The organism is Pseudomonas sp. NCCP-436 (assembly GCF_019656335.1).
In the GTDB taxonomy this organism is placed as follows: Bacteria; Pseudomonadota; Gammaproteobacteria; order Pseudomonadales; family Pseudomonadaceae; genus Aquipseudomonas.
In genome coordinates this window covers 41,607-68,110 of the sequence record NZ_BPLZ01000009.1, presented here as the reverse complement: position 1 = coordinate 68,110, position 26,504 = coordinate 41,607, and the positions used below count along the sequence as shown (strand labels likewise).

The following is a 26,504-nucleotide window of genomic DNA, read 5'->3' as shown; positions in this document are numbered from 1 at the left end:
GATGAGTGAACTGATTCGCGTACCCGACCTCGGCGGTGAAGGCGAGGTCATTGAGCTGCTGGTCAAGGTCGGTGATCGCATCGAAGCCGACCAGAGCGTGCTGACTCTGGAGTCCGACAAAGCCTCCATGGAAGTACCCTCGCCCAAGGCCGGCGTGATCAAGGAACTGAAGGTCAAGATCGGCGACCGCCTGAAGGAAGGCGACGAGCTGCTGGTGCTGGAAGTCGAAGGTGCTGCGCAAGCGGCGCCTGCGCCGAAAGCCGAAGCCCCGCAAGCGGCCGCTGCACCGGCCGCTGCGCCAGCAGCAGCCGTCAGCAGTGTGCAGGACGTGCAGGTGCCGGACATCGGTTCCAGCGCCAAGGGCAAGGTCATCGAACTGATGGTCAAGGTTGGCGACCGCATCGAGGCCGACCAGAGCCTGCTGACCCTGGAGTCCGACAAGGCCTCCATGGAAATCCCCGCGCCGCAGGCCGGCGTGGTGGAGGAGCTGCTGGTCAAGCTGGATGACGAGATCGGCACCGGCGACCTGATCCTTCGCCTGCGCGTCGAAGGCGCGGTGCCCACCCAGGCCACACCTGCAGCGGCTCCAGCTCAGGCTCCGGCTGCACAAGCTGAAGCGATCCCGGCAGCCGCCACTGCCCCGGTAACGGGTGGCGTGCAGGATGTCCACGTACCGGACATCGGCTCCAGCGCCAAGGGCAAGGTCATCGAACTGATGGTCAAGGCCGGCGACAGCATCGAGGTCGACCAAAGCCTGCTGACCCTGGAGTCCGACAAGGCCTCCATGGAGATCCCCTCGCCCGCCGCCGGCGTAGTGGAAGAAGTACTGGTCAAACTGGACGATGAAATCGGCACCGGTGACCTGATCCTGCGCCTCAAGGTTGCCGGAGCCGCCCAACCGGCTGCGACTCAGGCCAGCCAGGAGGTACACCGTGTACCGGAAGGTGCCGCCCCGGCGGTAGCCGCCGAGGTACGCGCCATCGCCTCGCTGTCGGCCGCCGCTGCTGCCGTAGCTGCCGCACCGCGTCGCGAAGGCGCCCGCGTGCACGCCGGCCCGGCCGTGCGCCAGCTGGCCCGTGACTTTGGCGTCGAACTGAGCGACATCACCGGCACCGGGCCAAAAGGACGCATCCTCAAGGAGGACGTGCAGGCCTATGTCAAAGCGATGATGCACAAGGCCAAGAGCGCACCGGAAGCCGCAGCAGCCACCTCCGGCGCCGGCATCCCGCCGATCCCGACCATCGATTTCAGCAAGTTCGGTGAAGTCGAGGAAGTGCCGATGACCCGCCTGATGCAGGTCGGCGCAGCCAACCTGCATCGCAGCTGGCTCAACGTGCCGCACGTGACCCAGTTCGAGTCGGCCGACATTACGGATCTAGAAGCCTTCCGTGTAGCGCAGAAGGCCGTGGCCGAAAAGGCCGGCGTCAAGCTGACCGTACTGCCGCTGCTGCTCAAGGCCTGCGCCCACCTGCTCAAGGAGCTGCCGGACTTCAACAGTTCGCTGGCTCCGAGCGGCAAGGCGCTGATCCGCAAGAAGTACGTGCACATCGGCTTTGCTGTCGATACGCCGGACGGCCTGCTGGTGCCGGTAATCAAGAACGTCGATCAGAAGAGCCTGCTGCAGCTGGCTGGCGAAGCGGCCGAACTGGCCGACAAGGCCCGCAAGAAGAAGCTCTCGGCTGACGACATGCAGGGCGCCTGCTTCACCATCTCCAGTCTCGGTCACATTGGCGGTACCGGCTTCACGCCGATCGTCAACGCGCCGGAAGTGGCGATCCTCGGTGTCAGCAAGGCCACCATGCAGCCGGCGTGGGACGGCAAGGCTTTCCAGCCGCGCCTGATGCTGCCGCTGTCGCTGTCCTACGATCACCGGGTGATCAATGGCGCGGCCGCCGCCCGCTTCACCCAGCGTCTGTCACAACTGCTGGCTGACATCCGCACCATCCTGCTGTAACTCGTTTCGAGCACGCCACGCTCGCATCCTCAGCCCCACCCATCCGGGTGGGGTTTTTTTGCTCCTTCGCCTCTTATCATCCGTCGTGCGCGGACCATCCTGCCTGCATGTTTTGACCGACATCATGACTGCCGCCTGGTCTACCGGCATCATCCGTCAACAATCTCCATTGCGGAGCGCTGCAATGTTCTACTCGCTACTGAAGCTCGCCCATCTGACCGCAGCCGCCTTTTTCATAGGCGGCGTGTTCTTCGAAGTGATGATTCTCAGTCGCGCCACACCGGTACTGCAGGAAGCGCAGCGCGCCGACTTCTCGCAGGCGCTTGCGCGGCGCGCCCGGCAGGTCATGCACTGGGTGGTGCTGGTTCTCTATTGCGCCGGCATCGCCCTGGCCTGGCACTACCGCAGCGTACTGCAGGCACCGCTGACCAGCAGCTTCGCCCTGCTTCTGAGCCTGAAGATAGTGCTGGCGCTGAGCATCCTCGGCCACTTCCTGCTGCTGGTGGTGCTGATGCGCAGCGGCCGAATGACTGCGGCGCGCTCACGGCATCTGCACCTGAGTGTGCTGATTCACATGCTAGGAATCTTGTTCCTGGCCAAGACCATGTTCATTCTCGACCTCTAGGCAGGATGCTACCCCTTCTGCAGGTTGCGAATCAGGAAGCTCAGGGCCTTGGCCAACTCCGCAGCACCACTGTGGTCGCGCACGATACTCAGCAGCGGGCTGCCGTCGAGCGGGTTGAACAGCACACAGCGGACACCGCTCGGCGGGCATTCGTAGCGGATGAAGGGATCGGCACCATAAACCGACAGGCGCTGGTGACGCACGGCGATGGCACTGCTCGCTTCGTCACGACTTTCCTCGCGCAGAATCAGCTCGCCGGCCTCTCCGACACTGAGCTGATAGAGCCAGTCCTGGCGCCTGGTCTGGCCAACCTGGTAACCGGCGCGCAGCGCATAGGTTTCCAGCAGCGCGTTGCCGTGAGCCAGCAGCGCCCGGCGCTCGTCGTCGGCCAGGTACAGTTGCCTGAGACCGTCGAGATAGGCGCGTTGCTCGGCGCCCTGCAAAGCCCCGCGATCATCGGCGCCGGCAAGCAGTGGCTGCAGGGCCAGCAGCATCCCGCCCACCAGCATCGTCATCAGTTTTCTTGTCAGTATCCTTTGCATGATGCACCCTTGCCGAAAGCTATAGTGAAGTAGGCCTGAGCACCACTGCCCGCCCCTTCGCATCGTTTCTTGCGATACTGCAGCGGAGCAGGTGCAGATACCTAGCCTGATCAGCATACTGGAAGCACGACGCCCGATGAAAAGCCATCCCGATGCTGCCCCCTACCCGGCGGCCGAGGTTGTGACGCAGTTGCCAGTGCCTTCACGGCTCGGCATGCTGCGTTTCGAGCGTTTGAACGAACCAAGCTGGGCGCTGCTGTTCCTCGATCCGGCCTGCGAGCGCCAGCTCGGCATCAGTGCGGCCGACCTGTGCGCCCTGGTCGATGCTCCCTATGCCAGCCTGATGGAGCCGGAGGCCCGCTACCAGCTGCACGACGCCATCCAGCAGCAACTCCTGCAGCGGCCGTACTATCTGGTGCGCTACACCCTGCATACACCAAACGGCGCACTCAACATGCTGGAGCTGGGCGAACCTTTCCGCCAGCGCCACCGTCAGTTGTTGCGCGGCTACCTGCTGATCAGCGACGAGGCGCCTGCGGAGCTAGAGAACCGCCAGTTGCGCAACACCCTGCTGCAGTACCAACGGACGCAGGACGACCACCTGCAACATCTGGCCCGTTCGCGCACCCAGCAACAACTGATGGTGCGCCTGGCCCGCCACCGTTACATCTCCGAGGATCCACTCCAGGAGGCTGCCGAACTCATCACCCAGGCCGCTTGTGAGGTCTACGGTGTAGCCCGCGCCGGCATTTGGCGACTGAACGGCCAGCGCATCGAGTCGGTGTCTCTATACCGCCGCGACCTGTCCCGCCACGAGCAGCTCGCTGCGGTTGCTACCGACGACTTTCCGCTCTATCTGGAAGCCCTGCACAGCGGCCGTTCGATCGATGCCCATGATGCCTTGCACGACCTGCGCACACGCGAATTGGGCCCCAGCTATCTGGAACCGAACGGCATCACCTCATTGCTTGATGCCAGCATCCGTATCGACGGCGAGGTTGTCGGGGTTCTCTGCCTCGAACATGCCGGTGTCCCGCGTACCTGGCAGGCTGACGAAATTGCCTTCGCGGGCGAGCTGGCCGACCATTTCGCCCAGGTGCTCATCAGTCAGCAGCGGCGCAGTGCTGCCCATGCCCTGCATCTGTTCCAGCGAGCCGTCGAGCAAAGCGCCAGCGCCTTCCTCCTGGTGGATCGCCAAGGCCGGGTGGAATACGTCAACCCGAGCTTCACCGCCATCACCCTGTACAGCAGCGAGGAAGTCTGTGGCCGTCACCTATCGGATCTGCCAGCCCTTTCCAGCCTCAGCGACCTGCTATTCGACACCCAATCGAACCTGGCCGAACACAGCAGTTGGCAAGGCGAGTTTCGCAGCCGGCGCAAGAATCAGGAGCCCTACTGGGGTCACCTGTCGCTTTCCAAGGTCTATGGCGACAACGGCGAGCTGACCCATTACATCGGCATCTACGAGGACATCACCGAATCCAAGCTGGCACAGCAGCGCATCGAACGCCTGGCCTACACCGACAATCTGACCAACCTGGGCAACCGCCCGGCCTTCATCCGCAGCCTGGAGCAACGCTTCGCCTCCGGTAGCCCCACACCGATAGGCCTGTTGCTGGTAGACATCGATAACTTCAAGAGAATCAACGACAGCCTCGGCCACCAAACCGGCGACAAACTACTCTCTGCTTTGGCCCGTCGCCTGCGCAACAGCCTGGGTGAACAAGGCAGCCTGGCTCGCTTTGCCAGTAACGAATTCGCCATTTTGCTCGACGGCTGCGACCAGGCTGCCGCCCAGCACATCGCCCATCAGGTGCTGCAGACGCTGGACAGACCACTGTTTGTCGATAACCAGTTGATCAACATCACCGGTTCGGTGGGCCTGGCCATCGCGCCGCAACATGGCGATGACCCGCAAACCCTGATGAAGAACGCCGGCCTTGCCTTGCACAAGGCCAAGGCTAACGGCAAACATCAGGTACAACTGTTCACCGAAGCCCTGAACGCCGAGGCCAACTACAAGCTTTTCGTCGAGAGCAACCTGCGTCGTGCACTGACCCAGAATCAGTTGGAGGTTTTCTATCAGCCCAAGCTGTGCCTGAAAACCGGGCAGTTGCTCGGCCTGGAGGCACTGCTGCGCTGGCAGCATCCGGAAAAAGGCATGATCCGTCCGGATCAGTTCATCGGTGTGGCCGAGGAAACCGGGCTGATCATCCCCATCGGCAAATGGGTAATCCGCCAGGCCTGTCGTATGAGCCGACAGATCGCCACTATCGGTCTGGGCGACCTGCAAGTGGCCATTAACCTTTCGCCCAAGCAATTTTCGGATCCGGATCTGCTGGGCTCGATCAGCGCCATACTCGAAGAAGAAAATCTCGATCCCAGGTTGCTGGAGCTGGAGCTTACAGAGAGCCTGCTGCTGGAAGCTACCGAAAACACCCGCCACCAGCTCGCCCAGCTCAAGAGCCTGGGCCTGACCCTGGCCATGGACGACTTCGGCACCGGCTACTCGTCACTGAGCTACCTGAAGAAGTTTCCCATCGACGTGATCAAGATCGATCGCAGCTTCATCAAGGACATCCCTGAGAACCAGGACGACATGGAAATCACCTCTGCCGTGATCGCCATGGCTCACAACCTCAAGCTCAAGGTGGTGGCCGAAGGCATCGAAAGCGCCGCACAACTTGGCTTCCTTCGCCGCCAGCAGTGTGATATCGGCCAGGGTTATCTGTTCGACAAACCGATTCCCGGCCGCGAGCTGATTGACAGCCTGCGCCGCTATCCCCGCCGGCCAAAGACCAGCCAGCGAACTTAATACACGGCACGCTGCGCAGTTCACATTTCAATCACTTTCAGGAAACCGCCATGGCCCTGCGCTCCCAGATTCTCGTCAACAAACACGCCCTACCAACCGCCGAACAGGCACTGCCAGGCCGTGCCGAGCCCCTGCTAGTCGCCGACCATCACCATGTCAATGGCAATCCGATCAAGCCGCCCTTCCCCGCCGGACTGCAGCAGGCCGTATTCGGCCTGGGATGTTTCTGGGGTGCCGAGCGGCGCTTTTGGCAGCAGCCAGGAGTGTTCAGTACAGCCGTGGGTTATGCCGGCGGCCACACCCCCAACCCCACCTACGAAGAAGTCTGCTCCGGCCTGACCGGGCACACCGAAGTAGTACTGGTGGTGTTCGATCCGCAACAGACCAGTTTCGCGACACTCCTCAAGGTGTTCTGGGAAGCTCACGACCCAACCCAGGGCATGCGCCAGGGTAACGACCTGGGCACCCAGTATCGCTCGGCCCTGTACTGCAGAGACGCTGCCCAGTTGGCACTGGCTCAGGCCAGTGCAGCGCAATACCAGCAGGCATTGAACGACGCAGGGCTGGGCCAGATCACCACGGAAATACGTCTGGCACCAGACTTCTATTACGCCGAGACCTATCACCAGCAATACCTGGCGAAAAATCCTGACGGTTACTGCGGCCTGCGCGGCACCGGGATATGCCTGCCGGCCTAGGCTGCACGTACCGGGCTGTCATAACCCGGTACCGTCCGACTAGTGGGCGCGCTGCTGACCACGCAACGCAGCCACCTGACTGGCGCTGACGGCCGCAGCCTGATTGCCCCACTGACCGCGCAGGTAATTGGCCAACTCCGCCAACTGGCTGTCATCCATGCGCCAGCCGTAACCGGGCATGGCGTAGCCCATCTGCTCCTCGGTACGCGGGCTGTGTGTACCGTTGAGCAACACCTGCAACAGGCTGTTGGGATCCTGAGCGATAACGGTCGGATTGCCCGCCAGAGCCGGCACCACAAACTCCACGCCCTCGCCCTCACGGCCATGGCACACCGAACACAGGCTGGCGTAGGTGCCAGCCGCAGCCTGGCCGGCTTCACGGCTGCTGGCCGTGTTCGCCGTCTGTGAGACCGGCTGATCGGCAATCGCCACCAGGTATTCGCCAATTGCCGCGCGATCCTCGTCAGTCAGGTACTGGGTGCTGTGGCTGATCACATCGGCCATCGGGCCACTGACACTGTAGTGCGCCGAGCGCCCGGTCTTGAGCAGTTGCGCCAGGTCTTCGGCACTGAAGTGCGCCTCGCGCAGGTTGCTGGCCCACCAGCCGTCCAGGTCGGCGCCGGCAAGGAACTGCTCGCTGGCAGCGTTCTGCGCCTTTTCCTGCATGGCCCAGCCACGCGGCGTGTGGCAGGCACCGCAGTGGCCCAGTCCTTCAACCAGATAGGCACCGCGGTTGTAGGCCTCCGATTGCCCGGCCGCCGGCTCGAACGGCGCATCGTCATGGAACATCCAGCGCCAGACGTGCAGCGGCCAGCGCATCGACAGCGGCCAGGGGATATCGCTGTCCCGATTCGCGACTGGCTGAGCCGGCACCTGCTGCATAAAGTAGTCATACAGCGCGCGCATGTCCGACTCGCTCAGGCGCGCATAGCTGGTGTAAGGCATGGCCGGATACAGCGCATGACCAGAGGCGGCAACCCCCTCGCGCATCGCCCGGTTGAATTGCTCGAAGCTGTAGGCGCCGATGCCGTGTTCTTTATCGGGGGTGATATTGGTGGAGTAGATACGGCCGATGGGCGTATCGAACGGCACACCGCCGGCCATGAATTGACCGCCAGGCGCGGTATGGCACGCCGTGCAGTCACCGGCACGCGCCAGGTATTCACCGTCGGCGCCATAGCTGGCCAGCGGCAGCAGTCCCAGCAGGGCGACACTTGCTAATACCCTCATGTCACACCTCCTTGTCCGTAAATTCCTGCACCGCCCGATACGCCTGATCGATGGCCGCATGGGCATAGGGGTTCCAGTCCGAGTCTGAGTTGGCAATGGTGATCACGCCAATGGGCTGGCGCGCGGTCTCGATGATCTGATCGGCGCTTTCTTCGTCGTCAAACAGGCCGTTGTAGAAATACGAGTAACCATGGGCCCAGCGGTTGACAGTGATCTCGGCGATATCGTGCTGGTGGTCAAAACCGCCCGCCCCCAGCATGCCCTGAAGCTGCTCACGGATTTGCGCCTCGAACACCTCAAAGGGCGTGCCGAGCAGATAGGCCCGGCCCTTGCGTGCCTGATCACGGGCACTCAGGCCGCTGCCGGGCATCACCGGCACCTGAATCAGGTGCAGGCCGATGGGTTTGTCCGGATCACGCGGATGCTTGTAGCCACCCAGGTCCACCGGGTAATCGAGTTTGACCAGGCAGAACGGCGCCGTCGGGCAATAGGCCTCATGCACGCCGAGGTTCTTGAACGCCCGCCAGTTGCGGATCAGCACCTTGGCATACACCAGCGGCAGCTTGACGTTCTGCGCCAGAGCATCCTTCTGCGCCTGCGGCATCTCAGGGACTATGTACGGAATCATCATGTTGTAACCGGCCATCACCACATGCCGGGCACGGATTCTGTGCAGTTCACCGTCGCGGACATAGCCCACATCAGCCATCGGTTGGCCGTCCACATCCAGGTTGACCGCCTTGACCACTGTACTGTTCAGGCGTAGCGCCACCTTGGCCTGCGGCAAATCCAGCTTGGTGTAATCGAACTTGGCCTGTTGCACGTCTTCCATGCTGTGCCCTGGCGGTGCGACCTGCGGGATCAACTTGCGTACCATCAAACGCGTCAGCGTCGCGTTGCCATCGGGGAAGTGGAAGATATACGGGTCTTCCAGTTCGGCCTGTGCCTCCGGATCGAGCGGCGGCAGACCCATGGCGCCAAATCCCGGGAGACCACACAGGCGCGCATCGGTGCATGAGGTGGCGTCAATGCCCACGGCCTGGAAGTCGTTGGTCTGCTGCTGGAAGTAGCGAATGGCCGAGGCCGGCAGGCCGACTTTATCCTTGAGGAAGGTGGTGTAGCTGTTACGGTCGCACCAGCGCACCTTTTCCTCGACGCTCATGCCGGCCAGATAGTCCTTCGGCGACAGGTGCAGTTCGATCAGCGCCTTGCGGTCATGCTCAGAAAGCGGGAAGTCATTGATGAACTCGGCGTAACCGCGCGCGTTCATGCGATCTGGTGGGATGTCGTCAGCTACCTTGCGCGTCGGCGAACCTGGCACCAGTTTGTCCACACCGAAGTTGGCACGATCAAAAAACACCCCACGCGACAGTCCCAGATCCGGATAGAAATTCACATCGAAGCCGGCCTCAAGGCGATCCAGATCCACTCCAAGGTCACGGATCAGGGTCAGCGCCCGCTCGCTCCAGATCGAACGCGGCGATTGCAGAGATTCGCTGCCGCCATAGGCCAGCACCTCGGTGCCGTCGGCGTGGAACTCATTGCGCTTGGCATGGCCGCCAAAGTCGTCGTGGTTGTCCAGGATCAGGATGCGCGCATCATCGCCAAAGCGCTGCTGATAGAACAGCGCCGCCGCCAGGCCACTGATACCGGCGCCGACCACCACTAGGTCGTAGGTTTCCTCCAACTTGGCGGCATCCAGATCGAACTGGCGACCACCACGCCCCAGGGCGTGGGCATTTTCGAACGAGCCATCGTGGTTGCCCCGCATACCAGTTAGCGAAGGCGGGTAATACAGAGCGCGGTGTTGCAGGCTGGTCTCGGCCCGCAACAGGGAAATGGGCAACAATCCGGCAGCCACCGCAATGGCAACGCCGTTGAGAAAGTCGCGACGCGTGATATCCATTCAGCACCTCATCTGATCAGGTAGTCCCGCACCTTCTTAACGAGGGCGTGGTCAACGAGTCAGACCGGCGCGCTTGCAAGGCGTTCAGCAAGGCTTGCCGATCTGCAACCCGTACTGATCAGCATAGGCGATGATCGGTGTTATCCCTGCTCTGCAATCAGCCAGTCCAGCCGCCAGCCGCCCTGGCTCTGGCCCAGCGCCTCGGCAAGCCACGGCAGCAACTGACGCAGCTCATCCTCCAACCCCCAGGGCGGATTGCTGATGGCCAGCCCCGAGCCGGTCAGGCGACCGGCATCGTCCGGGGCATGGACATACAGCTCGGCACGCAGCATTTTCGGTGCAGCGCTGTTGTGCAGATCACGATAGAAACGCTCCAACTGGCCGATGTCCTTGATCGGATACCAGATCGCTACGATGGCCTGGCGCATGCGGCCATGAGCTTCATTCAGCGCTTCGACACAGCGCTGCAGCTCGTCAGGCTGCTCGAAGGGCGGATCAATCAGCAACAAAACGCGCTTCTCCCGTGTCGGCATCAGCGCTCTCGGCACATGCCAGCCTTCACCCCGGTGTACAGCCACGCGGCGATCGCCGCGCATGTTGTCCTTGAGCAGGAAGCCGTCCTCCGGATGTTTCTCGTTGAACTGCAGACGATCCTGTTCGCGACTAAGCAGGCGTGCCAGCTCGGGCGAGCCGGGGTAGTAGCGCAGAACGCCATCCGGATTCATTGCCCGCACCACTTCCAGATAGGCCTCCACCGCATCCGGCAACTGCGTGGCCTGCCACAAACGAGCGATGCCTTCGAGGTATTCACCGGTACGACTGGCCTCATCGGCGTGCAGGTCATAGAGGCCGACACCGGCATGGCTGTCGAGGTAGGCGAAGGGTGCATCCTTGCGCGACAGCAGGGCGATCAGGCGGGTCAGAACCAGGTGCTTGAGCACATCGGCATGGTTGCCGGCATGGAAGGCGTGGCGGTAGTTCATAAGGCTCTCCGAAACGGTCGGCAAGTTTACCAGAGCACCGGGAATCTCCCGGCGACGATTTATCCGACGTGCTGGGCGCCGGGAGAATCGTGCCCCCTATCGCTACAGCAGCAGGCTAATAACCATGTCCCAACCTGACTGAGCCGGGGCTTGCGCTTGTCTGCGTTAATGATCAGCCTGTACAGCGTTTGCCTCTGGCTGGTGGAGCACTGGAGCGCCGCCCTCTACAGCCTTACCAGCATAGTACTGTGCGGATCGCTGCTGTGGTCGTGGCGCTCTGTTAACCCCATCCGCCCCCTGAAACAGGAGCCTTGCCATGTCCCTTACCGCCCTGTTCGGCTGTGAACTGCCGCTGATTCAGGCCCCGATGGCCGGATCTCAGGATCATCGTCTGGCGGCCAGCGTATGCGTTGCCGGCGCGCTTGGCTCGATTCCTGCTGCCATGCTCAGCGCCGAGGCACTGCGCAAGGAACTGCAGGCCATGCGCTCGCTGACCGCGCGACCGTTCAATCTGAATTTCTTCTGTCATTCATTGCCACAAGCCGATGCCTCTCGCGAGTCGGCCTGGCGCCAGCTACTGACCCCCTACTACGCCGAGCTGGGACTGGATCCGACCAGTCCCCCCAGCGGCCCAGGCCGTCTGCCGTTCAATGCCGAGACGGCCGAGCTGGTAGAGGAATTCCGTCCGGCAGTGGTGAGTTTTCACTTCGGCCTACCGGAGGCGTCACTGCTGGAGCGCGTGCGTCGTAGCGGGGCAAGGATCCTATCCAGCGCCACCACCCTGAACGAAGCGCTATGGTTGCAGGAACGTGGCGTCGATGCGGTGATCGCCCAAGGCCTTGAAGCAGGAGGCCATCGCGGCCACTTTCTCGAGCACGATCTCAGCCGTCAGCTCGGCACTTTTGCCTTGCTACCGCAACTGGTCGATGTCCTGAATGTACCGGTGATCGCCGCCGGAGGCATCGGCGATGCCCGCGGCGTAGCAGCGGCCATGGCCCTCGGCGCAGCCGGCGTACAGGTGGGCACGGCCTACCTGCTGTGCCCGGAGGCCGCCACCGGCCCCCTTCATCGGGCCGCATTGCAGAGCCCGGCGGCACGCCATACGGCGCTGACCAACCTGTTCAGCGGTCGTCCTGCACGCGGCATCGTCAACCGCCTGATGCGCGAGCAGGGGCCGCTTCAGCCGCAGGCGCCAGTCTTCCCCCTGGCCACGGCAGCCATCGCCCCATTGCGAGCAGCCGCCGAGGCGCGCGGCAACAGCGATTTCTCGCCACTCTGGGCCGGTCAAAGTGCGCCACTGTGCCGACCGCTCCCCGCCGCTGAGCTGACTCGTGAACTAGCCCGTGGCTTCGCTGCCGGAGCGTCGGTGTAGCGGTGCATCACGCCAACTGATGATGCTGGGCAGACGCCCTGCCGGCTGCCTAGACTCGCTGCATCATCAGGAGGCCGCTTCATGTCCGAGACTCTGCTCAGCTCCCGCAACCTGGCGTTCGAACTCTACGAAGTACTCGACGCCGAGGCACTGACCCAGCGCCCGCGCTTCGCCGACCACAACCGAGAGACGTTCGACGCTGCGCTCGGCACTGCCCGGCAGATCGCCGAGCAACTGTTCGCCCCGCACAACCGCAGAAACGACGAGCATGAACCACAGTTCATCGACGATGCGGCGGTATTGATCGCCGAGGTGGAACCGGCCCTGCGCGCCTTCCACGAGGCCGGTTTTCTCAACGCCACCCGCGATTTCGAGCACGGCGGCATGCAACTGCCCAATCTGCTGTCGCAGGCCTGCTTCGCCCACTTCCAGGCCGCCAATATCGCCACCAGCTCTTACCCGATGCTGACGATGGGGGTGGCCAACCTGATCGAGGCATTCGGCAGTGTCGAGCAGAAGGCACGCTTTCTACAGCCAATCATCGACGGCCGCTTCTTCGGCACCATGGCCCTGACCGAACCGCACGCCGGCTCCTCGCTGTCAGACATCAGAACCCGTGCCGAGCCGCACGCCGACGGCAGCTACCGCATCCGCGGCAACAAGATATTCATCTCCGGCGGCGACCAGCCAATCTCCGAAAACATTGTGCACATGGTACTGGCCAAGCTACCGGACGCACCGCCCGGGGTGAAGGGCATCAGCCTGTTTATCGTGCCCAAGTTTCTGGTCAACCAGGACGGCTCGCTGGGCGCGCGTAACGACGTGACCCTGGCCGGACTGTTCCACAAGATGGGCTGGCGCGGCACTACCTCCACGGCGCTGAATTTCGGCGACAATGGCCGATGCGTCGGTTACCTGGTAGGCCAGCCGTACCACGGTCTGTCCTACATGTTCCAGATGATGAACGAAGCACGCATCGGCGTCGGCATGGGCGCCACCATGCTCGGCTACGCGGGCTACCTGTACTCGCTGGAGTATGCCCGCCAGCGTCCCCAGGGCCGCCAGCCGGACGGCAAGAACCCGACCAGCCCGCAGATCCCCATAGTCGAGCACGCCGACGTGCGGCGCATGCTGCTGGCGCAGAAGGCCTACGTGGAGGGCGCCTTCGACCTGGGCCTGTACGCCGCCCGGCTGTTCGATGACACCCAGACCCTGGAGACCGCCGAGGACCGCACCCGCGCCCTGGAGCTGCTCGACCTGCTCACCCCCATCGTCAAATCCTGGCCCTCGGAGTTCTGCCTCAAGGCCAACGAACTGGCCATCCAGATCCTCGGCGGCCACGGCTACACCCGCGAATACCCGGTGGAGCAGTACTACCGCGACAACCGCCTCAATCCGATCCACGAGGGCACGCACGGCATCCAGTCGCTCGACCTGCTCGGGCGCAAGGTCTCGCAGAACGGTGGCGCCGCGCTCAAGCAACTGCTCAAGCTGATCAACGACTGCTGCCAGCGCGCTAGCGAACATGAGTCGCTCACAGCCCTGCGTCAGCCACTCGAACAATTGCTGGCACGCCTGCAGGCGGTGACCCTGGCCCTGCTCGGCGACCTGATGAGCGGCAAGGTCAACCAGGGCCTGGCCAACTCGGCGCTGTACCTGAAGGTGTTCGGCCACACGGTGATCGGCTGGCGCTGGCTGGAACAGGCGATTCGCGCCGAGCAGGGCCTGGCCCGCACGGACAATGCCGAAGAACAGGCCTTCTACCGCGGCAAGCTGCAGGCGGCGCGTTACTTCCTGACCTGGGAAGTACCCAGCTGCCACCATGACCTGGCCATTCTCGAAGCGCGCGACGACACTTGCCTGGGCATGAAGGACGCCTGGTTCTGAGCCCTGGCAAACCCTGCGCAACCTAATGAAACAAGGAGGATGGTTTTTTTTGACAGCGGCGTCAGGCGTCGGGTTAGAATCGCTGGCACGCTGAATGCATATATGACCATCGCAAGGAGTTAGACATTGGACGCAGGCGCCATCAATCAGCTGTTCTTGATCGGTGCCCTGTTGGTTGCCTTCAGCATCATGGTCAGCTCGGTGTCCACCCGCGTGGGCATCCCGATTCTGGTCATCTTCCTAGGCGTCGGCATGCTTGCCGGCGTCGACGGCATTGGCGGCATCGTCTTCAACGACTATTCGCTTGCCTATCTGGTTAGCAACCTGGCACTGGCCGTAATCCTGCTCGACGGTGGTATGCGCACGCGCAAGGCCACCTTCCGCGTAGCTCTTTGGCCAGCCCTGTCGCTAGCGACCTTCGGTGTGGTGATTACCGCCGGTCTGACCGGCATTGCTGCGGCCTGGCTGTTCAACCTGAGCCTGATCGAGGGCTTGCTGATCGGCGCCATTGTCGGCTCCACTGATGCTGCCGTGGTGTTCAACCTGCTAAACGGCAAGGGACTGAACGAACGCGTAGGCTCCACTCTTGAAATCGAATCGGGCAGCAACGACCCGATGGCGATGTTCCTCACCGTCTCGCTGATCGCCATGATCTCCGCCGGCCAGACCAGCTTCAGCTGGGGAATCCTGCTCAGCCTGTTCGAGCAGTTCGGCATCGGCGTAATTCTGGGACTGGCCGGCGGCTGGCTGCTGCTGCAACTGATCAACCGTCTAAGCGTGGCGGACGGCCTCTACCCACTGCTGGCCGTCAGCGGCGGCATCATGATTTATGCCCTGTCCGGCACCATTGGCGGCAGCGGCATCCTCGCCGTCTATGTCTGCGGCCTGCTGCTGGGCAACAGCCCGATCCGTAACCGACACGGCATCCTGCATATGTTCGATGGTCTGGCCTGGCTCAGCCAACTGGGCATGTTCCTCGTGCTTGGCCTGCTGCTCACCCCGAGCGACCTGCTGCCGATTGCCGTGCCGGCACTGCTGCTGTCACTGTGGATGATCCTCTTTGCCCGCCCACTGTCGGTATTCATCGGCCTGCTGCCGTTCAAGGGTTTCAACCTGCGCGAACGCACCTTCATTTCCTGGATCGGCCTGCGCGGCGCGGTACCGGTGATCCTTGCTGTATTCCCGCTGATGGCCGGTCTGAACAACGCCCAGCTGTTCTTCAACGTGGCCTTCTTCATTGTGCTGGTCTCTCTGCTGCTGCAGGGCACCACCCTGGGCTGGGCTGCACGCAAGGCTCGGGTGGAAATTCCGCCGACGCCGTCGCCGATCTCCCGAGCCGGCCTGGGCATCCACCCGACCAGCCAGTGGGAGCTGTTCACCTACCAGTTGGGGGCGGACAAGTGGTGTATCGGCGCTCCGCTGCGCGATCTGAAGATGCCCGAAAACACCCGTATTGCCGCGCTGTTCCGGGGCCAGCAATTGCTCCACCCATCGGGCAGCACCAAGCTGGAAGCCGGCGACCGGCTCTGCGTCATCGGCCATGAGGACGACCTGCCGGCACTGAGCCAGCTGTTCAGCGAGGAACCGAAGCGCGCAAGCGACCTACGCTTCTTCGGCGACTTCCTGCTGGAAAGCGATGCCGAGCTGGAGGCAATCGCTCAGCTCTACAGTCTCGATCTGGATGATGCCGCGCCCAACCAGCGACTTGGCCAGTTCATTACCCAACTGCTCGACAGCGAGCCGGTGGTCGGCGATCAGGTGCAGTGGAATGGCCTGACCTGGACCATCGCCGAAATGGCCGGGAACCAGATCCGCAAGATTGGCGTCCGATTCACGGAAGGGCGCTGAGCCCCGCATGCCGTCGTTGCGTGCGGACAGGCAACGATGGCAAAGCCCGCGTACGGATTGACCACGCGGCAGAGACTTTTCCCGCAAGATCCCCTAGGCTTCGTTCCAGCTCCCGACGACACTCACCTTCTTGCGCGTCCATCCCATGAGCTTTCTCCGCGTTGCCCTGACCACCGCCCTGTTCATCCTGTACTGCAGCCTTGCCAGCGCCGCTGACAGTCCGCCGTCGGCTGAAACTATACGCAAGAACCTGGATGGCCTGGCCGAGCGGCAATTGTCGGAAGCGGAGAAAAACCAGGCGCAACAGGCGCTGGAGCAAAGCCTTTCTCTGTTGCAGGAACGCAGTGACAGCGAACAGCGCCTGACTCAGCTACTTGAGCAATTGCGACAGGCACCGCAACAGATCGAGCAAGCGCGTCGCGAACTGGCGCAACTGCAAGCACTTCCGGCAGTAGACATAGCCCAGGAACAGACTGACAGCTCACCGCAGGAACTGGAGCAACTACTGGCCGAACGCAGTGCCCAGCTCAACGCGTGGCAACAACAGATCATCGAAGCCAACAGCCTGGTCATCAATGCGCAGATCCGGCCGGAACGGGCGCAGACCGAGATCGCCGCCAATCAGGCGCGTACCCAGCAGATCAATACCGCGCTGAAGAGCGAACGCCTCGATGACCGACCGTTGACACCCGAGCTGCGTACCCAGCTCAACGCCGAAATGGCCATGCTGGCAGCACAGACCCGCCTGCGACGCGAGGAACTGGCTGCTAACAGCCTGCTGCAGGATCTCGGCAGCAGCCGTCGCGAGCTGCTCGATGAACGCATCCGCCGCGCCGAGCAGGAACGCCTGGCATTGCAGGAACTGATCAACGAGAAACGTCGCGCCGAGTCGCAGCAAACGGTAGAGGAACAGTCCCAGCAGGTACGTCGGACATACTCCAGCGACCTGCTGGCACAGGAGAGCGCGCATAACCTGCGCCTGTCCGACTATCTGCTGGAGGTGACCAACCGCCTCAACCAACGCACCCAGCAGAACCTGCAGACCCAGCAGCAACTGGACAACCTGGCACAGACCCGTCAGACCCTGGACGAGCAGATCAGCGTACTGGAAGGCAGCCTGCTGCTGTCAAAGATCCTCTACCAGCAGAAGGAGGCCCTGCCCCGGGTTAGCCAGGCTCGCAGCAATCTGGCCGACGAGATCGCCGATCTTCGTCTCTACCAGTTCGACCTGAACCAGCAGCGTGAGGCTATCGCTCAGCCTGAGCGCTATATCGACCAGTTGCTTGCCGAACACCCGCCGAGCGAAGCGCAGGACAGAATCCGCGTCCAGCTTCAGGCACAACTGACAACCCGGCGCGACCTGCTGGAACGACTCAACCGCAGCCTGGATGCATTACTCAGCGAGTCCATCACCCTGCAACTCAACCGTACCGAGCTGGCCGCCACCGCCGCCAGCCTGCGCACCACCCTGGATCAGCAAATGTTCTGGCTGCCGAGCAACCGACCGCTGGATCTGCACTGGCTGAGAAATGTTCCACAGCGCGCCAACCAGCAGCTGGAAGAGATTGCCTGGTCCGATGCAATCAACGATCTGTTTGCCGGGCTCGCGCACCGTCCCCAGCTGTTTCTGCCACTACTACTGCTGATCGGCCTGCTCCTGTGGCAGCGTCGCCGGCTCGGTGAAAAACTCGGCGAAATCGGTCGCGAGATCGGCCACTACCGCCTCGACAGCCAGTTGCACACGCCACTGGCTCTGCTGCTGTGCCTGCTGCAGGCACTGCCGGGCGCTCTGTTCCTCGGTCTTTGCGCCTATGCCCTGCAGGAAGACATGCGCGGGCACAACGCCAACCTGTCCAACGCACTGTTCCAGATGGCCCAGGCCTGGCTGGTGTTCTATACCCTGTACCGGATTCTGGCTCCAGGTGGCGTAGCCGAGCTGCATTTTCGCTGGGAAGCCAGCACTACCGGCTTTCTACGACGCAAGGTGCGCCACCTTGGGCTGGTGATACTGGCCCTGGTAGCCGTGGTCAGCTTCGCCGAAAACCGTCCGGCCAGCCTGGCTGATGACGCCATCGGCATTCTCGTAGTGATTCCCTGCTACGCCCTGGCCAGTTGGCTGATGCTACGCCTGTTGCTGGACAACCCAGAGCGGGAAAAACTCACCGCACTGCGCCAGGCTGCCGGCATCGCCTTCAGCCTGCTGCCACTAGCGCTGATCGTGGCGCTGCTGTTTGGCTACTACTACACCGCGCTGCGTCTCACGGATCGGCTGATCGAAACCCTCTATCTGCTGCTGATCTGGCTGTTGCTGGAAGCGTCGTTCGTTCGCGGCCTCGGCGTCGCAGCACGACGCCTGGCCTACCAGCGGGCCCAGGCCCAGCGCCTGGCGGAAAGCGAAAACCGCGATCATGGCGAGACCGAATCAGTGGTGGAGACACCGATTCTCGACATGCAGCAGGTCAACCAGCAATCACTGAGACTGATTCGCCTGGCCCTGTTCGGCATCTTCCTGGTCAGCCTGTACTGGGTGTGGGCCGATCTGATCCGGGTCTTCACCTACCTCGACAACATCACCCTCTACGAATACACCACGGCTACCGGCCTGCAGCCAATCAGCCTGCTCGACGCCCTCGGCGCGCTGATCATCGTTGGACTTACGCTGATTCTGGCGCGCAATCTGCCCGGTTTGCTGGAGGTGCTGGTTTTGTCGCGCCTGCAACTGGCGCAAGGCAGCGCCTATGCCACCACCACCCTGCTCTCCTACGTCCTGATCGGTATCGGCATAGTCACCACGCTGGCTACGCTGGGGGTCAGCTGGGACAAACTGCAATGGCTGGTTGCGGCGTTGTCGGTAGGCCTTGGCTTCGGTCTGCAGGCTATCTTCGCCAACTTCGTATCCGGACTGATCATCCTCTTCGAACGCCCGGTACGCATCGGCGATCTGGTGACCATCGGCGGCGTAACCGGCACCGTCAAGCACATCCAGATCCGCGCCACCCACATCATCGACAGTGATCGCAAGGCAGTGATCGTACCCAACCAGACCTTCATCACCAGCCAGTTGATCAACTGGACGCTGGTCGACAGTATCACCCGCCTGGTGCTGACTTTCGTGGTCAACCGCGGCGCCGACCTGGAACAGGTTCGCGAGTTGCTGCTGCAAGCCAGTCTCGACAACCCACGAGTAATGCGCGACCCCGCACCTAGCGCCCAACTGACCCAATACGGCGCCAGCAGCCTGACCTTCGAACTGAAGATCTACGTGCGCGAGCTGGGTGATCGCGGGCCGGCCACCGACGAACTGAACCGACGTGTAGACCAGTTGTTCAGCGAACATGGCATCAACGTCTCCAGCGTGCCGAAAATGGATGTCTACCTGCAGCGCCGTGACGGCAGCGACGAAACGCGCATTGAGACAACGGAACCGCACTGACCAGCCACAAAAGCCGACATCGGATGCTGGCAGTAGCGATCTATTCCTAGCACTATGCTCGGAAATCACACCCGGCCCACCAAGGACGCAAGCTGTCCGGAGTCATGCAGTGAAAACCCTCGACAATCTGCTCTTCGACAACCGCTTTGCCCGCCTGGGCGATGCCTTTTCCACCGAGGTGCTGCCCGAACCCATCGAGGCGCCACGTCTGGTGGTGGCCAGCACAGCGGCCATGGCCCTGCTCGACCTGAATCCGGCCGAGGCGCAACGTCCGGAGTTTACCGAGCTGTTCGCCGGGCACAGGCTGTGGGAGCAGGCCGAGCCTCGTGCCATGGTTTATTCAGGGCACCAGTTCGGCGGCTACACGCCGCGTCTGGGAGATGGTCGCGGGCTGCTGCTGGGCGAAGTGATCAACGAGGCAGGCGAATACTGGGATCTGCACCTGAAGGGCGCCGGCCTGACTCCCTACTCACGCATGGGCGACGGCCGCGCGGTTCTGCGTTCCTCAATCCGCGAATTTCTCGCCAGTGAACACCTTTACGCCCTTGGCATCCCCACTTCGCGCGCTCTGTGCGTCACCGCCTCGGATACCCCGGTGTGGCGCGAGAAACAGGAGCGGGCCGCCATGCTGCTGCGCCTGGCGCCGAGCCACATACGCTTCGGCCACTTCGAATATTTCTACTACAGCCGTCAGCACGAACAGCTAAGAACCCTCGGCGAGCACGTGCTGGCCTGTCATTTCCCCCACTGTCTGGAGCAGGAGGATCCCTGGCTGGCGCTGCTGCGCGAGGTAATCGAGCGAACCGCGACAATGATCGCCTACTGGCAGGCCTACGGCTTCTGCCACGGAGTGATGAATACCGACAATATGTCGATCCTCGGTATCACCTTCGACTACGGCCCCTACGCCTTTCTCGACGACTTCGATGCCAGACACATCTGCAACCACTCCGACGACAGCGGCCGCTACAGCTTCAGCAACCAGGTGCCCATCGCTCACTGGAACCTTGCCGCCCTGGCCCAGACGCTGACCCCCTTCGTCGCCCTGGAAAAGCTGCGCGAAGCGCTGGAGCTGTTCCTGCCTCTCTACCAGGCGCACTATCTCGACCTGATGCGCCGACGCCTGGGCTTCGTCTGCGCCGATGACGGCGACGAGGCACTGATCCAGAGCCTGCTGCAACTGATGCAGCAGGGCACCTCCACCGACTACACCCGCTTTTTCCGCCAGCTTGGCGAGCAGGCCCCGACCGAGGCGCTGCAGGTGATTCGCAACGACTTCGTGGATCTCGCCGGCTTCGACGCCTGGGGCCGCCAATACCTGATGCGTTGCGAGCGCGAGGGCGGCGGCCAGGACGAGCGGCGTACACGCATGCACGCGGTGAACCCGCTCTACATCCTGCGCAATTACCTGGCACAGCAGGCAATCGAGGCTGCTGAGCAGGGCGACTATGAGCCTGTGCGCGAACTGCACGCCGTGCTGTCGCGCCCGTTCGACAAACAACCGGGCATGCAGCGCTACGCCGAGCGCCCGCCGGAGTGGGGCAAGCACCTGGCCATTAGCTGCTCCTCATGAGCATCGGCGGCGCAACCTCTACTTCTGCGTCGCCCTACGTCCTCTTCCATGAGGTCTCAGGCCGGCAACGGCGTGGCCTCAGCAATAATCAAAAATAGAATATCTATCTTCTTAAACGTTCTTAGACGCTATAAGAAAAGCCCTTTATCTTTCGCCCCCTGCTTATTCCCGCCTGTTCTACCACCAACTGTCAGGCCTGCTGCCAATGAAGATTCGCGACCTTGATCTCAGCCCCAGCCCGCTCAACAACGAGCATCAGGCACTAGGTCTGCCCCCCGTCGAAGACTTCGTCAGCCATCCCGACAATCATCCGGTTCTACGTGCGGCCATGTGGTTTGCCGTGGCCACTCTGGTCAGCCTGCTGCTGTTTCTGGCCTGGCGCCTGTTCTTCGGTGACAACGGCGGCAGCAGCGGTTTGCAAATCATCGAAAACACCCTGAGTAGCCCTGTGTTCTGGAGCGCCGTAGCCGTCGGCTTTTTCGCCCAGATGATCGACGGCGCACTAGGCATGGCCTACGGCATCACCGCCACTACCTTCCTACTCGGCGCTGGTGCCTCGCCAGCGGCGGCCAGTGCCAGCGTGCACATCGCCGAAGTGTTCACCACCGGTCTCTCCGGCATCTCCCACGTCAAACTGGGCAACGTGCGCAAAGCCCTGTTTCTGCGCCTGCTGCTGCCGGGCATCCTCGGCGCCATCCTTGGCGCCATTCTGGTGACCCAGGTCGACGGGGAAATATTCAAACCGTTCATTTCCGCCTACCTGCTGATTATGGGCGGCTACATCCTCAGCAAGGCCTACCGCCAGCGCGTAATGAAAAGCCGCGAGCCGAGGCACGTGGCCAAACTGGCGGTGTTCGGCGGTTTTGTCGATGCTGCCGGCGGTGGAGGCTGGGGCCCGGTGGTGACCACCAGCCTGCTGGGCTCCGGCTCCGATCCGCGCACGACCATCGGCTCGGTGAACTTTGCCGAGTTCTTCCTGACCATCACCAGCGCCGCATCGTTCATGCTGCTGGCCGGCGACCCCGGCACCTGGATGATGGTGGCCGGGCTGGTGTTCGGCGGCATGTTCGCCGCACCGTTCGCCGCCTTGCTGTGCAAGATGCTGTCGGCACGCACCCTGCTGACCATCGTCGGCAGCCTGATTACGCTGATCAGCGCCTACAACCTGTACAGTGCGCTGACCTAAGACAAGAACCTTTCGTTCTAAGTAACGGCCCGCTTCATTGCTTCGATGCATTGACCGGGCCGTATCACTTTCTCCATCCTGCGTCTCTACTTTCTCTCACTATCAAGGAACGCAGCAGATGAAAGCCGAAACTCTGGCCCTTCATGCCGGCTACAGTCCGGATCCGACCACCAAGGCGGCAGCAGTACCGATCTACCAGACCACCTCCTACACCTTCGATGACACCCAGCATGGCGCCGATCTGTTCGACCTGAAGGTCGCCGGCAACATCTATACCCGCATCATGAACCCCACCACCGACGTGCTGGAACAGCGTGTCGCCGCCCTGGAAGGCGGGGTCGGCGCACTGGCGGTAGCCTCGGGCATGGCGGCCATCACCTACGCCATCCAGACCATCGCCGAGGCCGGCGACAACATCGTCTCGGTGGCCAAACTCTACGGTGGCACCTATAACCTGTTCGCCCATACCCTGCCGCGTCAGGGCATCGAAGTGCGTTTCGCCGCCCATGACGACATCGCCGCACTCGAAGCCCTGATCGACGGACGCACCAAGGCGGTGTTCTGCGAGTCCATCGGTAACCCGGCCGGCAATATCATCGATCTGGCCGCGCTGGCCGAGGCCGCGCATCGTCATGGCGTGCCGCTGATCGTCGACAACACCGTGGCCACGCCAATCCTCTGCCGACCATTCGAACACGGTGCCGACATCGTGGTGCACTCGCTGACCAAGTACATCGGCGGCCACGGCACCAGCATCGGCGGAATCGTTGTCGACTCCGGCAAATTCCCCTGGGCCGAGCACAAGGAGCGCTTCGCGCTGCTCAACACCCCGGATCCGTCCTACCATGGCGTTACCTACACCGAAGCCTTCGGCCCTGCCGCCTTCATCGGTCGCTGCCGCGTGGTGCCGCTGCGCAATACCGGCGCCGCACTGTCGCCGTTCAACGCCTTCCTTATTCTGCAAGGCCTGGAAACCCTGGCCCTGCGCATGGAGCGACACTGCGATAACGCTCTGAAGGTGGCAGAGTTCCTCAAGACCCATCCGCAGGTGGAGTGGGTCAAGTACGCCGGCCTGGCCGACCATCCGGAGCATGCTCTTGCAAAGCGCTATACCGGCGGCAAGCCGGCGGCGATTCTGTCCTTTGGCATCAAGGGCGGCTTCGAAGCCGGTGCGCGCTTCATCGACGCGCTCAAGCTGGTATTGCGTCTGGTGAATATCGGCGACGCCAAGTCGCTGGCCTGCCACCCGGCCTCTACCACTCACCGCCAACTGGACGACGAGGAGCTGGCCCGCGCCGGTGTATCGCGCGACATGGTGCGCCTGTCCATCGGCATCGAGCACATCGACGACATTCTTGCCGACCTGAGCCAGGCTCTGGACGCATCGCGCGGCTAAACTTGAAAAGCCCCCTGGGCGGCTCCAGATAACGCTTATCTCTCTGGAGCCGCCCATGACCGCCCCCCTGCTGATTCCCTGCCCACATTGCAACGGGCTCAACCGCATTCCCGCCGGACGTCTCGGCGATGCGCCGCGCTGCGGCCGCTGCAAGACCGAAATACTGCCTGCCGCCCCCGTTGAACTGACCCAGTCCTGCTTCTCCAGCCAGCTCAGGGGCGACCTGCCATTGCTGGTGGACGTCTGGGCCGACTGGTGCGCTCCCTGCCGCGCCTTCGCCCCGGTGTTCGCCCAGGCCGCCGGGCAACTGCGGGGCCGCTGCCGCTTGGGCAAGCTGGACAGTGAGGCCAATCCCAGCCTCGCCGGACAATTGGGCATCCGCTCCATCCCCAGCCTGATACTGTTCAAAGGCGGCGTCGAAGTGGCCCGCCAGAGCGGTGCACTGCCATTACCGCAGTTGCTGGCCTGGTTGCGCCAGCAGGGCATCTGAGCACTTCAGTCACTCAACGCGGTCGCTCGGGTCAATTGCACGGCGCGCTCCAGCGCTTAGTCTGGAGAGCATCGTCAGTAAAGGAGCCACGCCATGCCCCTGCCCGTCGAACTTGCCCGCCAGCTTACCGAAGAACAAATCGCCTTCGTCCGCCGTAGCGGTCTAAAGGCCGAGGTGCTGGAGCCAGGGTTCGTCCGCTTGTGCATGCCGCTGGAGGGCAACCGCAACCACATCGGCAGCATGTACGCCGGCGCCCTGTTCACCCTTGCCGAAATTCCCGGCGGCGCGCTGTTTCTTACCAGCTTCGACGTGCAGTGCTTCTATCCGATCGTCAAGGAAATGAACCTGCGCTTTCGCCGTCCGGCCAACGGCGACATTTGCGTCGAGGCGCGCCTGTCGACCGACGAAATCACCCGCCTGGAGGAGCTGGCCAGTCGGATCGGCAAGGCCGAATACCTGCTGGAACTGCAACTGACCGACGACAGCGGCGAAGTGGTGGCGGAAAGTCGCGGCTACTATCAATTGCGACTGCGCTAAAGCCGCTCGCAGAGAGCGCCAATCAGTCCCGGTTGAGCAGATCGTGCAGCTCGACGAACTGTCGGGTCAGCTTGTGCCGGGCATCGAGATAAATCAGCGGCATGCAGGCATGATGGGATTCGCGCATCTTCACCGAACTCATCAGGTTGACCGGCAGCACCGGCAGGCCCTCGGCGAGCAGCTCATCGAGCATCTGCTGCGGCAGAGTGGCACGCGGCTGGAACTGGTTGACCACTATGCCTTCCACCTGCAGATCGGGGTTGTGATCTTCCTTCAGCTCCTCAAGCTCAGCCAACAGGCTATAAAGGGCATTGCGGGAAAAACTGTCGCAATCGAAGGGAATCAGCACACGATCAGCAGCGATAAGCGCTGAAATCGTATAAAAATTCAGCGCCGGCGGAGTATCGAGGTAAATATGATCATAGTCCTCGGCCAATTCCCGCAGCAGCTTTCGCAGCTTATTGATCTTGTGCTTCTGCTCCAGCTTCGGTTGCAGTTCGGCCAGCTCGGCCGTGGCGGTAACCAGATGCAGATTGTCGAAGGGTGTCTCGTAGATATCCACCCGTCCCTTGCGGCCGAAGGGCCCTGAGGAGAGCGTCTGCCTGAAGAATCCGGCGATTCCAGTGGGAATTTCCTCGCCACTGAGCCCGGTGAGGTAGTGGGTCGAGTTGGCCTGGGCATCGAGGTCGATCAGCAGTGTCCGAAAACCCTGCACCGCACTGACTGCAGCCAAGTTACAGGCGATGCTGGACTTGCCCACACCACCCTTCTGGTTGAATACCACCCGTCGCATCGCACACCTCCCTGAACCCGATAGCGACGGATTCTAGGTAAAGATCGTGACAGGCGCGAGACATTCGGTCACTGACTGACCCACATCGCCAGGCGAGATCCACCCCAGAGTCTCGCCCGACCTTACTCAGGCGTGATACGGCGCCGACAGCTCGTGTACCGCCTCAAAGAAAGCGGCTGCATGGGCCGGATCGACTTCAGGCGTAATTCCATGGCCGAGGTTGAACACCTGACCACTGCCCTTGCCATAGGCGGCCAGAATACGCGCCACCTCGGCACGGATGGCCTCGGGTTTGGCGTACAGCACGGCCGGGTCCATATTGCCCTGCAGCGCCACCTTCTGGCCCACACGGGCACGCGCACTGCCAATGTCACAGGTCCAGTCCAGACCCAGCGCCTCGGCGCCGCTGTCAGCCATGGACTCCAGCCACAGGCCACCGCCTTTGGTGAACAGGATCACCGGCACGCGACGCCCCTCGTGCTCACGAATCAGTCCGTCGACGATCTGCTTCATATAACGCAGGGAGAACTCCTGGTAAGCAGCCGCCGACAGCGCGCCGCCCCAGGAATCGAAGATCTGCACGGCCTGAGCGCCGGCCTTGATCTGGCCATTGAGGTAGACGGTGATCGACTTGGCCAGCTTGTCCAGCAGCGCATGCAGCGCCTGCGGGTTGTCGTAGAGCATGGCCTTGGTCTTGCGGAAGTCGCGGCTGGAGCCCCCCTCGACCATGTAGGTCGCCAGGGTCCAGGGACTGCCGGTAAAGCCAATCAGCGGTACGCGGCCACCCAGCTCGCGACGGATGGTACGCACGGCATCCATCACATAGCCCAGATCCTTTTCTGCGTCAGGTATCGACAGCGCCTCGATATCGGCCAGCGAGTTGACAACCTTCTTGAAACGCGGACCTTCGCCAGTCTCGAAGTAAAGGCCCTGGCCCATGGCGTCGGGGATGGTGAGGATATCGGAGAACAGGATCGCCGCATCGATCTGCGGGTAGCGATCCAGCGGCTGAATGGTCACTTCACAAGCCAGCTCCGGGCTCTTCATCAGGCTGACAAAATCACCAGCCCTGGCACGCGTGGCGCGGTACTCCGGCAAATAGCGGCCGGCCTGGCGCATCATCCATACCGGGGTTACGTCCACCGGCTGCTTGAGCAGGGCACGCAGGAAACGGTCGTTCTTCAATTCGGTCATCGCAGAATCCAGGCTAGAACAGCAGCAAAATCGTGGCCGGCA

19 protein-coding genes are annotated in these 26,504 nt (G+C 62.4%); 13 read left to right on the top strand and 6 right to left on the bottom strand.

The genetic code is table 11. From position 1 onward, the window contains the following. Window position 1: 1 nt before the first annotated feature. Together aceF and NCCP436_RS11275 are read left to right on the top strand one after the other, a co-directional pair. Window positions 2-1,954 (top strand): dihydrolipoyllysine-residue acetyltransferase, encoded by a 1,953-nt coding sequence (gene aceF, locus NCCP436_RS11280; protein WP_220804102.1) that lies wholly within the window; start codon window positions 2-4, stop codon window positions 1,952-1,954. A gap of 184 nt (window positions 1,955-2,138) precedes the next feature. After that, window positions 2,139-2,579 (top strand): CopD family copper resistance protein, encoded by a 441-nt coding sequence (locus NCCP436_RS11275; protein WP_220804101.1) that lies wholly within the window; start codon window positions 2,139-2,141, stop codon window positions 2,577-2,579. 8 nt (window positions 2,580-2,587) lie between these two features. Here the strand turns inward: NCCP436_RS11275 and NCCP436_RS11270 are convergent, their stop codons facing one another. Beyond that, window positions 2,588-3,094 (bottom strand): hypothetical protein, encoded by a 507-nt coding sequence (locus NCCP436_RS11270; RefSeq protein WP_220804100.1) that lies wholly within the window; start codon window positions 3,092-3,094, stop codon window positions 2,588-2,590. Window positions 3,095-3,257: 163 nt separating this feature from the next. On the opposite strand from NCCP436_RS11270, the gene NCCP436_RS11265 reads away from it, so the two are divergent. Both NCCP436_RS11265 and msrA read left to right on the top strand, forming a co-directional pair. Next, entirely contained in the window at window positions 3,258-5,936 is a 2,679-nt protein-coding gene (locus tag NCCP436_RS11265) for a bifunctional diguanylate cyclase/phosphodiesterase (RefSeq protein WP_220804099.1), read from the top strand. A gap of 50 nt (window positions 5,937-5,986) precedes the next feature. Continuing rightward, entirely contained in the window at window positions 5,987-6,634 is a 648-nt protein-coding gene (gene msrA, locus NCCP436_RS11260) for a peptide-methionine (S)-S-oxide reductase MsrA (RefSeq protein WP_220804098.1), read from the top strand. Between the two features lie 39 nt (window positions 6,635-6,673). On the opposite strand, the gene NCCP436_RS11255 is transcribed toward msrA, so the two are convergent. The 3 genes from NCCP436_RS11255 to NCCP436_RS11245 form a co-directional block, all read right to left on the bottom strand. Beyond that, window positions 6,674-7,864 (bottom strand): cytochrome c, encoded by a 1,191-nt coding sequence (locus tag NCCP436_RS11255; protein WP_220804097.1) that lies wholly within the window; start codon window positions 7,862-7,864, stop codon window positions 6,674-6,676. 1 nt (window position 7,865) lies between these two features. After that, the gene (locus NCCP436_RS11250) at window positions 7,866-9,770 is read right to left on the bottom strand and encodes an NAD(P)/FAD-dependent oxidoreductase (RefSeq protein ID WP_220804096.1); all 1,905 of its coding nucleotides are present in this window, start codon (window positions 9,768-9,770) and stop codon (window positions 7,866-7,868) included. A 140-nt stretch (window positions 9,771-9,910) separates the two neighbouring features. Beyond that, on the bottom strand, window positions 9,911-10,753 hold the full coding sequence (locus tag NCCP436_RS11245; protein WP_220804095.1) for a 23S rRNA (adenine(2030)-N(6))-methyltransferase RlmJ: 843 nt from the start codon (window positions 10,751-10,753) through the stop codon (window positions 9,911-9,913). A 316-nt stretch (window positions 10,754-11,069) separates the two neighbouring features. On the opposite strand from NCCP436_RS11245, the gene NCCP436_RS11240 reads away from it, so the two are divergent. The 9 genes from NCCP436_RS11240 to NCCP436_RS11200 all read left to right on the top strand — a co-directional run bounded on the left by NCCP436_RS11240 (window position 11,070) and on the right by NCCP436_RS11200 (window position 24,475). Then, a complete protein-coding gene (locus NCCP436_RS11240) occupies window positions 11,070-12,125 on the top strand; it encodes a nitronate monooxygenase family protein (RefSeq protein WP_220804094.1) in 1,056 nt (351 codons plus the stop codon). Between the two features lie 81 nt (window positions 12,126-12,206). Continuing rightward, the gene (locus NCCP436_RS11235) at window positions 12,207-14,012 is read left to right on the top strand and encodes an acyl-CoA dehydrogenase (RefSeq protein WP_220804093.1); all 1,806 of its coding nucleotides are present in this window, start codon (window positions 12,207-12,209) and stop codon (window positions 14,010-14,012) included. 126 nt (window positions 14,013-14,138) lie between these two features. Next, entirely contained in the window at window positions 14,139-15,860 is a 1,722-nt protein-coding gene (locus NCCP436_RS11230) for a potassium/proton antiporter (RefSeq protein WP_220804092.1), read from the top strand. A gap of 145 nt (window positions 15,861-16,005) precedes the next feature. Further along, window positions 16,006-19,293 (top strand): mechanosensitive channel MscK, encoded by a 3,288-nt coding sequence (mscK, locus tag NCCP436_RS11225; protein WP_220804091.1) that lies wholly within the window; start codon window positions 16,006-16,008, stop codon window positions 19,291-19,293. Between the two features lie 109 nt (window positions 19,294-19,402). After that, entirely contained in the window at window positions 19,403-20,866 is a 1,464-nt protein-coding gene (gene selO, locus NCCP436_RS11220; RefSeq protein WP_220804090.1) for a protein adenylyltransferase SelO, read from the top strand. A gap of 205 nt (window positions 20,867-21,071) precedes the next feature. Then, window positions 21,072-22,052 (top strand): sulfite exporter TauE/SafE family protein, encoded by a 981-nt coding sequence (locus NCCP436_RS11215; RefSeq protein ID WP_220804089.1) that lies wholly within the window; start codon window positions 21,072-21,074, stop codon window positions 22,050-22,052. A 118-nt stretch (window positions 22,053-22,170) separates the two neighbouring features. Beyond that, complete coding sequence (locus NCCP436_RS11210) at window positions 22,171-23,448, top strand: bifunctional O-acetylhomoserine aminocarboxypropyltransferase/cysteine synthase (RefSeq protein ID WP_220804088.1); 1,278 nt, start codon at window positions 22,171-22,173, stop codon at window positions 23,446-23,448. A 55-nt stretch (window positions 23,449-23,503) separates the two neighbouring features. After that, the gene (gene trxC / locus NCCP436_RS11205; protein WP_220804087.1) at window positions 23,504-23,938 is read left to right on the top strand and encodes a thioredoxin TrxC; all 435 of its coding nucleotides are present in this window, start codon (window positions 23,504-23,506) and stop codon (window positions 23,936-23,938) included. A gap of 93 nt (window positions 23,939-24,031) precedes the next feature. Further along, window positions 24,032-24,475 (top strand): YiiD C-terminal domain-containing protein, encoded by a 444-nt coding sequence (locus tag NCCP436_RS11200; RefSeq protein WP_220804086.1) that lies wholly within the window; start codon window positions 24,032-24,034, stop codon window positions 24,473-24,475. A gap of 22 nt (window positions 24,476-24,497) precedes the next feature. Here the strand turns inward: NCCP436_RS11200 and NCCP436_RS11195 are convergent, their stop codons facing one another. After that, window positions 24,498-25,268, bottom strand: a complete 771-nt coding sequence (locus NCCP436_RS11195; RefSeq protein WP_220804085.1) for a ParA family protein — start codon at window positions 25,266-25,268, stop codon at window positions 24,498-24,500. A 126-nt stretch (window positions 25,269-25,394) separates the two neighbouring features. Beyond that, complete coding sequence (gene hemE, locus NCCP436_RS11190; RefSeq protein WP_220804084.1) at window positions 25,395-26,462, bottom strand: uroporphyrinogen decarboxylase; 1,068 nt, start codon at window positions 26,460-26,462, stop codon at window positions 25,395-25,397. Between the last annotated feature and the right edge of the window lie 42 nt (window positions 26,463-26,504).